The 11,790-nt window shown below is 38.1% G+C and carries 9 protein-coding genes; 5 read left to right on the plus strand and 4 right to left on the minus strand.

The window, feature by feature from the left end; genetic code table 11:
• Positions 1 to 166: 166 nt before the first annotated feature.
• Complete coding sequence (locus KO495_RS05970) at positions 167 to 973, minus strand: class II glutamine amidotransferase (protein WP_215979487.1); 807 nt, start codon at positions 971 to 973, stop codon at positions 167 to 169.
• A 218-nt stretch (positions 974 to 1,191) separates the two neighbouring features.
• On the opposite strand from KO495_RS05970, the gene fadE reads away from it, so the two are divergent.
• Both fadE and KO495_RS05980 read left to right on the plus strand, forming a co-directional pair.
• On the plus strand, positions 1,192 to 3,618 hold the full coding sequence (gene fadE, locus KO495_RS05975) for an acyl-CoA dehydrogenase FadE (protein WP_215979488.1): 2,427 nt from the start codon (positions 1,192 to 1,194) through the stop codon (positions 3,616 to 3,618).
• A gap of 148 nt (positions 3,619 to 3,766) precedes the next feature.
• Positions 3,767 to 4,474 carry a TetR family transcriptional regulator gene (locus tag KO495_RS05980; protein ID WP_215979489.1) on the plus strand — a complete coding sequence of 236 codons (708 nt, stop codon included), beginning with the start codon at positions 3,767 to 3,769 and terminating at the stop codon, positions 4,472 to 4,474.
• A gap of 99 nt (positions 4,475 to 4,573) precedes the next feature.
• Here KO495_RS05980 and KO495_RS05985 read toward each other — a convergent pair whose 3' ends face one another.
• The 3 genes from KO495_RS05985 to KO495_RS05995 form a co-directional block, all read right to left on the minus strand.
• On the minus strand, positions 4,574 to 6,394 hold the full coding sequence (locus KO495_RS05985) for an acyl-CoA dehydrogenase C-terminal domain-containing protein (protein ID WP_215979490.1): 1,821 nt from the start codon (positions 6,392 to 6,394) through the stop codon (positions 4,574 to 4,576).
• Between the two features lie 465 nt (positions 6,395 to 6,859).
• Positions 6,860 to 7,567 (minus strand): DnaA regulatory inactivator Hda, encoded by a 708-nt coding sequence (gene hda, locus KO495_RS05990; RefSeq protein ID WP_215979491.1) that lies wholly within the window; start codon positions 7,565 to 7,567, stop codon positions 6,860 to 6,862.
• A complete protein-coding gene (locus KO495_RS05995) occupies positions 7,564 to 8,700 on the minus strand; it encodes a DUF2066 domain-containing protein (protein ID WP_215979492.1) in 1,137 nt (378 codons plus the stop codon). Before KO495_RS05995 ends, hda begins: the two co-directional genes overlap by 4 nt.
• A gap of 249 nt (positions 8,701 to 8,949) precedes the next feature.
• Between KO495_RS05995 and purM the strand changes: the two genes are divergently transcribed.
• From purM to KO495_RS06010, 3 genes are all read left to right on the plus strand, one after another.
• Positions 8,950 to 9,990 carry a phosphoribosylformylglycinamidine cyclo-ligase gene (purM, locus tag KO495_RS06000; RefSeq protein WP_215979493.1) on the plus strand — a complete coding sequence of 347 codons (1,041 nt, stop codon included), beginning with the start codon at positions 8,950 to 8,952 and terminating at the stop codon, positions 9,988 to 9,990.
• Between the two features lie 117 nt (positions 9,991 to 10,107).
• Positions 10,108 to 10,749, plus strand: a complete 642-nt coding sequence (gene purN / locus KO495_RS06005) for a phosphoribosylglycinamide formyltransferase (protein WP_215979494.1) — start codon at positions 10,108 to 10,110, stop codon at positions 10,747 to 10,749.
• A 68-nt stretch (positions 10,750 to 10,817) separates the two neighbouring features.
• Entirely contained in the window at positions 10,818 to 11,570 is a 753-nt protein-coding gene (locus KO495_RS06010; RefSeq protein WP_215979495.1) for a DUF3108 domain-containing protein, read from the plus strand.
• The last annotated feature ends 220 nt before the right edge of the window (positions 11,571 to 11,790 follow it).

Consider the following 11,790-nt stretch of genomic DNA (forward strand, 5'->3'; position numbering starts at 1 on the left):
CAAAAATTATTTTTCTGAACCGCTAGCTTGATAGTTTTCTTCTTTTCATATGATAAGCAAGACAAATTTCGCGTCAATGGCTGGTCTATTGCAAGTAAATTTAACGAAAAAATTAGGAAAAATAGCTGCTAGAGAAACATTTGTTAAGTCGAACTCAGGTTATTTATTATTTATTTGCTGTTAATTTACCTGCAATTAATGCCCCATCAACTAACTCGCCCAAACAAAATAACTGCCACTGCCCTGCCGACATTTTATGCCATGTTTCATCATCGGTTAACGGTTGGGTTGCAATAACACTAACCACATCATTGGCCGTTGTTTCTTTTTTAAAGTCGACCGCCACCTCAGCATCAATTAAGCTAGCCTGACCAAAGGGAGCACGGCGAGTTAACCAATGTAAATTATTAGAGCAATAAGCAAATAAATACTCGCCATCGGTAATAATAATATTAGCAACACCTAGGGTGTCTATTTGTGACGCTAAATTAGCAATAAAACTAAACAGCGTTTTATAGTCAGGTTGTTTTGCACCAAAAGTTATATGTAGTTGATCTAATATCCAACAAAATGCATGTTCACTGTCTGTGGTACCAATAGGTAAATGAAATTGAATGGGCAATTCAGTTGTGAAATCTTTCAATTGCCCATTATGCGCATAAGTCCAGTTTCTGCCCCACATTTGTCGAATAAATGGATGCGTATTTTCTAAATTAACAGCTCCCGAATTAGCCTGTCTAATATGACAAACAACCGCTTCACTTTTCATCGGATACTTTGTGACTAGTTCGGCAATAGGCGATTGCGCACTTGGCATAGGGTCTTTAAAGCTACGACAACCTTTACCCTCATAAAAAGTAACACCCCAGCCATCTCGATGAGGGCCTGTATTACCACCACGTTGCATTAACCCACTAAAACTAAAGCAAATGTCCGTTGGTACATTAGCGCTCATCGCTAATAATTCACACATAAAAACTCCACGATGAAGACAGAAATAAAAGAGGAAATGAATAAAAACCATTATAAGCAATAAACTGCTTGGCGATGACCTTTATTTGTTCTATAACTAGATTATATCACTGCTTAAAAAATTATTTAAATTCAATTGCTTTAATTGCCTTTAAATACATGCCTATACTGATAGTGATTAACGTAAACAACGTTTTAACCTCATAAAAAGGAAAGCTTGTGGATATTATTATTTGGCTTATCGTAGCAATTTCATTAACTTGGTTTATGAGCAGTGTTCGCTCCTCGTTATCAACATATACTTTGAGTTTTGCTGCACTCATGGTGATAGGCACTTTTCTAGATATTATTGGTTTTGTCTCTTGGCTACTCTTTGCCGTTATTGCACTCCCCTTAAATATTGACAGTGTTAGACAACAATTTATTAGTATGCCTTTATTGGCGTTGTTTAAAAAAATAATGCCCCAAATGTCAACCACTGAACAAGAAGCCCTCGATGCCGGCACAACGTGGTTTGATGCTGATTTATTTCGTGGTAATCCTGACTGGACCAAGTTACATAACTTTCCTAAACCACGCTTAAGCAGTGAAGAAAAAGCTTTTTTAAATGGCCCAGTAGAAGAGTTATGTGCCATGGTCAATGATTGGGAAGTCACTCACGAACACGCTGATTTACCCACTGAAGTTTGGCAGTTCCTTAAAGACAATAAATTCTTCGCGATGATCATTAAGAAAAAACATGGCGGTTTAGAGTTTTCAGCTTATGCGCAATCTCGTGTATTACAAAAATTAACCGGCGTTAGCTCTGTACTATCAAGTACTGTTGGCGTACCTAACTCGTTAGGACCTGGTGAATTATTACAAGAGTACGGAACTAAAGAGCAACAAGACTATTACTTACCTCGTTTAGTGGTAGGCGACGAAATTCCATGTTTTGCTTTAACAAGTCCAGAAGCGGGATCTGATGCCGGAGCAATTCCTGATACTGGCGTTATTTGTCATGGTGAGTTTGAAGGAAAAGAAGTATTAGGCATGCGCCTTAATTGGGACAAGCGTTACATTACCCTAGCACCTATTGCGACAGTACTTGGCTTAGCCTTTAAACTTCAAGACCCTGATCATTTACTTGGTGATATCGTTGAATTAGGCATAACCTGTGCACTTATTCCAACAGATATTGAAGGCATTGCCATTGGTCGCAGACACTTCCCATTGAATGTTCCATTTCAAAACGGACCAACACAAGGCAAAGATGTTTTTGTCCCCTTAGATTATATTATTGGCGGTCCAGAAATGGCGGGGCAAGGGTGGCGTATGTTGGTAGAGTGTTTATCGGTTGGCCGCGCAATTACCCTCCCTTCAAATAGTGCTGGTGGCATAAAAACCGTAGCACTGGCAACAGGCGCCTATAGTCATATTAGACGTCAATTTAAATTACCTATTGGTAAAATGGAAGGGGTTGAAGAAGCCTTAGCTCGCATTGGTGGTAATGCATATTTGATGGATGCAGTTACTACAATGTCAACTGGCGCTATTGATTTAGGTGAAAAACCTTCTGTTATTTCAGCTATTACTAAATACCATTTAACCGAAAAAATGCGTGCTTGTGTTATCGACGCTATGGATGTGCACGGTGGTAAAGGTATCTGTATGGGTCCGAATAACTACTTAGCCCGAAGTTACCAAGGCGCGCCTATCGCCGTAACCGTGGAAGGAGCAAATATTCTCACTCGTAGCTTAATTATTTACGGGCAAGGCGCCATTCGCTGCCACCCTTATGTATTAGCTGAACTGCAAGCAGCTAATAATCCTAATAACGAACAAGCACTTAGTGACTTTGACCATGCACTATTTGGACACGTTGGTTTTGCTATTAGCAACATCAGCCGAAGTTTATGGTGCTCGTTATCAGGCTCTCGCTTTGTGCCAACGCCATTTAATGATGAAACTCGCCGTTATTATCAGCTACTAAGCCGCTTTAGCGCTAACTTAGCCATGCTATCCGATATTGCCATGCTAGCTCTTGGCTCTGACTTAAAAAGAAAAGAGCGCATTTCAGCTCGATTAGGCGATGTACTTAGCCACCTTTATTTAGCTAGTGCTTGTTTAAAGCGCTACAACGATGAAGGAAGAGAAGCTGATGACTTACCGCTATTAAAGTGGGCAGTAGAAGACTCACTTTATAAAATACAGGTGGCTATTGATGAGTTACTACATAACTTCCCAAATAAGTGGTTAGCAGCTACATTGCGTTTAATTATTTTCCCTATGGGAGCGTGGTTGAGCCTACCAAAAGATACATTAGATCACACCGTTGCGCGTATTTTACAAACACCAAGCCCAACCAGAACACGCTTAGGACAAGGGCAGTTTTTAACGCGTAATAACACTAACGTTTTTGGCCGCTTAGAACAAACCCTTGAAGACATTATTAACGCAGAGCCTATTTTCGATAAAGTATGTAAAGCGCTTAATGAGAAGTTCCCTTTTTACCAATTAGATGTTGTTGCTGAAAAAGGTTTAGCTGCCGAGGTTATTTCTTCTGCAGAAGCAGAGCTGTTAGTAAAAGCAGAACAAGGAAGAAAATGGGCTATTGCAGTAGATGATTTTGATAGTAGTGATATCGAGAACAAAAAAGCAACTTAGGTGCGTATATTTATACTAAAAATTTGAATATAGATATACGATATAACACAAAGATACAAATGAATGCTATTTACGCTCTAGTCTTGGCGTTATAAAATGTTAAAATGAGGTTAACAAATTAACGTAAGCTAAAGTAGTAGATTTTATTATGTCCAAAATCAATAAAGCTTTGTCGTTAACTGGTGATGAAAATAACAACATAAAAAAAAGTGATTCATCAGTTAAACGGCGTTCTAAAGGTGAGAAAACCAGAGAAAAAATCCTTCTTGCCACAATAAGTGTCTTAGCACAAAAAGGTATCAAAGGAACAACCCATCGAGCCATCGCAGCGCAAGCTGATTTGCAACTATCGTTAACTACGTATTATTTCAAAGATATTCAAGAGCTTGTTCAACAAGCCTTTACACTAAATTGTCAAAACACCTCAACAAGTAGCCATCATTTATTAGCATCATCATTCGCTTTAATAGAATCAGCCGATAAAAAAGAACTACGAAAAGCAACAGCTAAAGAGGCGCTATGTGATGAACTAACCCTTAATATTTGCTCACAAATAATGAAACGGATTGAACATCAGGCTGAGCAATTACTTGTAGAGCAGTTTATGTTTAACGAAGCACAAGTAACGCCTGCGTTAAAGGCACTAGTGTCAAAACATAAAGCAGCGTTAATGTTACCTTTCGAGCACTTGTGTCAGTACTTCAATAAAACAGATCCACAATTAGATGCTCAGGTGATGTTCACTTATATTGCTCAATTACAATATAATCAAGTCACAGCAGATAAAGTATTAGTATTATCGGATATTCAACCCGCGATACGAAAACTATTCGCCTGGATTATGAAGCTAAAATAGCAATATAACGACATAAAACATAAACACATAAAAAAGCACGGGATTCCGTGCTTTTTACTATCCAACAAACAACCTTACGGTTACTTTAAAAACATAACATTAGCTAAATGACAGTAGCTCTTGATCAAGCTGCATTAATGTTTTTGGATCAGCTAGCATTGTTTTTGCTAACGATTTAGTTCTTGGCAACATGCGTTCAAAATAAAACTCAGCTGTTTTAATTTTAGCGCGATAGAAATCTCGGTTTTCAACATCCGTCGCTAATTTTTCATAGGCTGATTGCGCCATTTGAGCCCAAAAGTAAGCCATAGTAACGTAACCAGAAAACATCAAATAATCGACCGATGCCGAACCGACCATATCGCGATTACTTTTCGCTTTCATTGCTAAACGTAATGAGTATTGCTGCCAATTAGCAACCGCTTTACTTAATGGCCAAATAAACTTATTCATTTGACGCTTGTGTGGACTACTCGATAACATGCTTTTATCTTTACAAAAAGTGAGTATTTCTTTTGAAAAGTTATTTAATGCTTTACCGCGTGTTAACAGTATTTTTCGACCTAACAAGTCAAGTGCCTGTATACCGGTTGTGCCTTCATATAAAGTTGAGATACGCGCATCACGAACAATTTGTTCCATGCCCCACTCTTTGATATAACCGTGACCACCAAAAATTTGCAAACCATGATTAGCACTTTCTAAGCCAAGCTCAGTTAAAAATGCTTTCAAAATTGGGGTGATAAAACCTAAACGTTCATCAGCCACTTTCTTTTCAGCTTCAGTTTTAGCCATTTCAATATCATCAACGATTTTCGCCGTATAATAAATCATAGCGCGTCCACCTTCTGAAATTGCCTTTTGTGTCATCAGCATTTTTCTAACATCAGGGTGAACAATAATAGGATCTGCCACTTGATCGGGGTACTTTTTACCGGTTAAAGAGCGCATAGATAAACGCTCCTTCGCATATGCTAATGAGTTTTGAAACGCCAACTCCGCTGAACATACACCTTGTAATGCTGTGCCCACTCGTGCTGTATTCATAAATGTAAACATACATTCTAAGCCTTTATTTTCAGGGCCTATTAACTCACCGACAGCATTATCAAAATTAAGTACCGCGGTTGAAGAGGCTTTAATACCCATTTTTTCTTCAATAGAGCCACAGGTAACATTATTAGCTTCGCCTAACGTACCATGTTCATCAGACTTGATTTTTGGCACAATAAATAACGAAATACCTCTTGTTCCTGCAGGTGCATTAGGTAAACGCGCCAGTACAATATGTACGATATTTTCGGTTAAATCGTGCTCCCCTGCTGAAATAAATATTTTAGTACCTGAAATATTGTAAGTACCATCATCATTAGGCTCAGCTTTGGTTTTAACTTGCCCTAAATCAGTACCACATTGTGGTTCAGTTAAGCACATAGTTCCTGTCCAAGTGCCTGCGGTAAGCTGTGTTAAATAGAGTTCTTTTTGTGCTGCACTGCCGTGTGATTGTAAAGTATTCATCGCGCCATGGCTTAACCCTGGGTACATAGCCCACGACCAGTTTGCGGTACCTGTCATTTCAGATTGCACCATACCTAATGATGGTGGTAAACCTTGCCCGCCGTATTCTTCTGGGTGCGATAACGAAGGCCAGCCACCCTCAATATATTGTTGATAGGCTTCTTTAAAGCCTTTAGGGGTAGTTACTTTGCCATTATCAAATTGACAACCTTCTTTATCGCCACTTTGATAAAGAGGTAATAATTCATTTTCACAAAATTTGGCACATTCTTGAAAAATAGCGTCAACTAAGTCTGGTGTCGCTTCTTCAAACTCAGGGTGCTTTTTATAATGCCCATAATAATCAAATACATCTTCTACTAAAAATTTGATATCTGCTACTGGCGCTTTGTAAGTTAGCATAACTGTGCTCCCACCTCTGAAAGTAATAATTATTGTTTTATTACCCCTGATTAAAGCACTGGTCATACCACCATTGCAAATGTTTTTTTATTTTTTATTTAAAAGGCACACTCAACTCACTTTGACCTTTTAAAGGTAGAGTGAGTAAGGTATGAAAAAATAAAAGACGTAGTTACAGACAATAGCACTCAGCACTTAAGGCTAATTCACTAAAGAAGAGGAGTAATAAAAATGAAAAAGAATAGTAGTTAGTAGTTAAGCTGAGCTTGGTTTAAGAGATATTTAACAAATTGAAATATCAGCAAAAATTACTTTTCTGAATCGTTAGCTTGATAGTTTTCTTCTTTTCATATGATAAGCAAGGAAAATTTCGCGTTAATAGCTAGCTTATTGCAAGTAAATTTAACGAAGAAGTTAGGAAAAGTAGCTGCTAGAGAAATATTTGTTAAGCCGATCTTAGGTTAGTTAACTTAGCCCAAGCACTTCTTTGATAAACGGAATAGTAATTTTACGTTGCTCCCGAATGGAAGCTTTATCTAAAACATCAAGTGTTTCTAAAAGGCTAGTCATATCGCGATTTGAGCGATTTAGTAAAAAACGTACGGCTTCATCAGTTAATAGCAATCCACGTTGCATAGCTCTATGCTGTAGGGCTGCGCTTTTTTCTTCATCATCAAGCGGTTTAACTTGCTCGGTTAAACCCCACGTTAAACGAGATAATAAATCAGGTAAGGTAATTCCTAATTGCTGTGCGCTTTCGTCACCGCTGACTAACAAACACTTATTTTGCTCAAGTACGCGGTTGTATAGATCAAAAATGGCTTGCTGCCACTGTTTATCACCAGCAATTAGGTTAATGTCATCTAAGCAAATAAGATCTATTTGCTCTAAACCATCTAAGACTTCAACGGGTAACTGCTTTAATTCGGCACAAGAAAGACAAACCGAGGTTTTACCTTGCTGTGCAGCATAACTACTACAGGCGTGTAACAAATGTGATTTACCGACACCAGATAAACCGAACAAGTAAAAGCTATTTGGTTGTTTCTCTGCACGGGTAATAAAGCTTTTGAGTTGGTTAACCACCGCTTTATTTTCTTCACTCGTAAAGCTAGTAAAGGTTTCGTCATCGGGTAATTGCACCGATAACGCTAATTGAGCGATTTGCTTCATTGCTGATCCCAATAAAATATCGGCACTTGCGGAGCATCATATTCACTTAAGGGATCAATAAATTTCTTGGCTGGCTTTAATTGTTTATTTAATTTTAATGATGCTAATAATGCTGCTTGCGAGCCTAAAAGAGCTAAGCTATAACGCCTCATTTCACCTTGAGCTTCAATAAGAGTAACTGATTTAACCGCAGATAAATCAGCTAAAAAGCTAACTAGCTCGCTGTCTTGTTTTAATGAGCTGATATTTGATACTTCAATAATGAAGTTATCATTGGTAGAGGTTAATAGAGCGTATTTTTGATAAATTAAATCCGTAATATCAGCCAAGCCTAAAGCTAATAGCGCTGATTTATTACTACCACGATATTGCTGACTAAAAATATTGCGTTGGTTAATTTCTTCTTTTGGTGTAATAAAAGTCCAATCTAGTGCATAAGATGCATCGTCCGCTTCTTGTGGGCATAGCAAACCGCAGTCAACAGCACTATCATTTGATATGACGTCTGTGGCTATTACTGTATCTTCAGACAATAGACTTGAGTCTGATATTCTCATCACAACAATCGCCTCAGGGTAGTAACGGGCAGATGCTTGACGTATAGGTTCAACAAAGCGTCCCCATAAATCACTTAACGTAATTTGACTGGCATCGTCTAAGTCCATCAGTGGCAATAAAAGGGGTAAACCACGCTCTTGAGAAAAATCTTCTGCTTGGAGTGGTAAGCTCGATTGGCTTGAATTAGAAATAACAGCGCGAGAAAAACCATTTTCATCAATTAACCACAGTAGTACTTGCGGTCGTAAACTTCCCCAAATAGCTAAATTAGCCTGATGGAATAATTCATTTATTTTATTTTCGTTAAAGCTCACCATTAAAAACAATTGTTTTTGTTGTTGGTGCTCCCTTTCTTCATAATGATATTGAGAAATATACGATGATGATTGATTAACCGCGTTACGAATAAGCTCATTTGATAAGACGCTCTTTTGCCCGCCGACTTTTAAAATAACCGCTTGCATTGCTTTATTTATAGCAATACTACGCTGCTCGCTCGCTTGGGAGACAACGGGAATTTTTGCTTGATATAAATCATCTACTTCAACGCTATAAGCTTTTGAACTTGTAAACAAAATAATCAATATTAAGAGCGCGATAAGGTGTTTAAACATACCGTATAATAACTAGAAAAAACTCATAAACGTTTGTACTAAAGATATTACCACAATGTAAACGATTTTTATCTGCAAATATAAATAATTTCTAAAAAAGTGCCTCAAAAAATAAAAGCACATGAAGATGTTCATCCTTTCTTGAGTATCAACACTTGCACTGGTAGAATGTGCACCTTTAAATACAGTCGGTAATATTTGAGGTTTCCCTTGAGCGAACAAAAACAGTCTTTAAGCTATAAAGATGCTGGTGTTGATATTGATGCTGGTAACGCCCTAGTTGAAAACATTAAAGGTGCGGTTAAGCGCACTACGCGCCCAGAAGTTATGGGTGGATTAGGTGGTTTTGGTTCAGTATGCCAATTACCTACAGGTTATAAAGAACCTGTATTAGTTGCTGGTACTGATGGCGTTGGCACAAAGTTACGTTTAGCGATTGATTTAGCTAAACACGATACCGTTGGTATTGATTTAGTCGCTATGTGTGTAAATGACCTTATTGTTCAAGGTGCAGAGCCATTATTCTTCCTTGATTACTACGCAACAGCAAAGCTTGATGTTGATGTAGCCTCTTCAGTTGTTGAAGGTATTGCCGAAGGTTGTATTCAATCAGGTTGTGCATTGGTTGGTGGTGAAACTGCTGAAATGCCAGGTATGTATCATCAAGGTGATTACGATATCGCAGGTTTTTGTGTTGGTGTAGCTGAAAAATCACGCTTACTTGACGGCACTAAAGTAACCACTGGCGATCAATTAATTGCTTTAGGTGCTTCAGGACCACACTCAAATGGTTTCTCATTAATCCGTAAAGTATTAGAAGTTAACAATACTGATACTAACGAATTACTTGACGGTAAATCTATTGGTGAACATTTACTTGAACCGACTAAAATTTATGTTAAGTCAGTATTAGCACTGCTTAAAGACGTTGATGTTCATGCGCTTTCTCATATCACTGGTGGTGGCTTCTGGGAAAACATTCCACGTGTTTTACCTGAAACAGCACAAGCGGTAATTAATGGTGAAAGCTGGGAATGGCCGACTATTTTCAACTGGTTACAAGAAAAAGGTAACATCACTGAGCACGAAATGTACCGCACATTCAACTGTGGCGTTGGTATGATAATCGTTGTTCCAGCTGATAAAGTTGAGCAAAGTATTGAAGTACTTACTGCACATGGCGAAAACGCTTGGCACATTGGCGCAATCGCTGATAAAGCAGACGATGCCGAACAAGTTATTTTTGCTTAATGGTGTAAACACCGTAAGCATAAACACTATTATTAAAGGGGCTATTTAGCCCCTTTAATTCATTTTAGAGCCTATTTTATAAAGCTCATGAAAAACTTACTTTAAGCAGGAATAATAATGTCTAGTCGAATAGTCGTTTTAATTTCAGGTAGCGGCACTAACTTACAAGCAATTATTGATGCATGTGCCACAGCCGATTACCCCGGTGAAATTGTTGGTGTACTCTCTAATAAAGCAGACGCCTATGGTTTAACTCGTGCGGAAAATGCCAATATAAATACCGTAGCGTTATCACATAAAGACTTTGCCAGCCGTGAAGCGTATGATCTTGAGCTAATTAAAAAAATTGATGCTTTTACCCCTGATGTTATTGTACTTGCTGGCTTTATGCGCATATTAACACCTGCCTTTGTACAACACTTCCAAGGTAAACTACTTAATATTCATCCGTCATTGCTACCTAAATATCAAGGGTTGAACACGCACCAGCGTGCTATTGATGCTGGTGATAAAGTACATGGTGTCAGTGTTCATTTTGTTACAGAAGAGCTTGATGGTGGCCCGGTTATTTTACAAGCCAAGGTTCCTGTTTTCGATGGCGACAATAGTGATGACTTAGCAGCTCGAGTTCATGAGCAAGAGCATCGTATATACCCATTAGTTGTGAGATGGCTCTGTGAAAAAAGGTTATCCATGGCCAATGAACAAGCTATTTTAGATGGAAATCCATTACCAGCTTCAGGCTATGCAAACGATTAATTGAATCTACGCTTGAAGCTGTTAGTATAAGTTTATTATTAATAGCTTCTAGAGTAGTCAAATTGAACATGCGCACTTATCTTTCTGTTTTACTTATTTGTTTCCCCCTATCTACTTTTGCCACAACCGAAGCATCAATAACACCTTCCCCAGACAAACCATCAATAGAAAAAAAATATAAAGTTCCTGCATATAACGCCACCTATACCTTATTACATAAATCAGATCCGGTTGGCGAAGCTACTCGAAAACTGACTTACCTTGATAATGGTAATGCGGTTTATCATTATGAAACTGATATTGAATGGTTAATTTTCTCAGATAAACGCAGTGAAACCTCAACCTTATCAATTCAACAGGACCAAGTAACACCCCTTCATTACCTTTATGATAGAGAAGGTACAGGTAGAGATAAGCACTATGAGTGGCAATATCAGTTCAGTAATAAAAGTGCAAAAGATCTGGTAAAAAATAAAACCATCACCATAGATAGACATGAAGGTTTGCAAGATAAATTAAGTTATCATTTACAAAACCGTATTGACCTTATTAACAACCCTGAACAACAACGCTTTGTTTACCCTGTTATTAGTACTTCTGGCTCAATTAAAGATTATGTTTATACCTATGATGGCGAAGAAGAGTTAATGCTTCCTTATGGCTTAGTAAAAACCATACGCTTAAAACGTGAAATTCCCGAGAAAAAACGTATCACTTATGCCTGGTTCGCACCAAAATTAGATTATTTATTAGTAAAACTATATCAAGTAAAAGCGGGTGCTGAACAATTTGAAGCCCAGTTATCTAAGATAGAGCAATAGAAAAAGTACTCCTTCCCTCTGCCCTTTTAAGATATTTCATCTAAAAGATCTACCTCCTAGGGGCTGTTGCTCTTTCGAGATTTTTTTGCTGCTTTTTGTTGGGTATTCATACAAGGCAGAGCCTTTCTCGTGTGGCTATTCAGGACAATAAGCTCCTGCATTGTCTAATAAGCTACACCCACCTAGCGTTACCTAAAAAGCTGATAACGCAGTAAAAATG

Source organism: Colwellia sp. D2M02 (assembly GCF_018860755.1).
Lineage (GTDB): Bacteria > Pseudomonadota > Gammaproteobacteria > Enterobacterales > Alteromonadaceae > Colwellia > Colwellia asteriadis.

Excerpts from the sequence above, each read along its gene's own strand:
- KO495_RS05970 (WP_215979487.1), bottom strand. The coding sequence starts at position 973 with ATGTGTGAATTATTAGCGATGAGCGCTAATGTACCAACGGACATTTGC.
- KO495_RS05980 (WP_215979489.1), top strand. The coding sequence starts at position 3,767 with ATGTCCAAAATCAATAAAGCTTTGTCGTTAACTGGTGATGAAAATAAC.
- KO495_RS05985 (WP_215979490.1), bottom strand. The coding sequence starts at position 6,394 with ATGCTAACTTACAAAGCGCCAGTAGCAGATATCAAATTTTTAGTAGAA.
- hda (WP_215979491.1), bottom strand. The coding sequence starts at position 7,567 with ATGAAGCAAATCGCTCAATTAGCGTTATCGGTGCAATTACCCGATGAC.
- purN (WP_215979494.1), top strand. The coding sequence starts at position 10,108 with ATGTCTAGTCGAATAGTCGTTTTAATTTCAGGTAGCGGCACTAACTTA.
- KO495_RS06010 (WP_215979495.1), top strand. The coding sequence starts at position 10,818 with ATGCGCACTTATCTTTCTGTTTTACTTATTTGTTTCCCCCTATCTACT.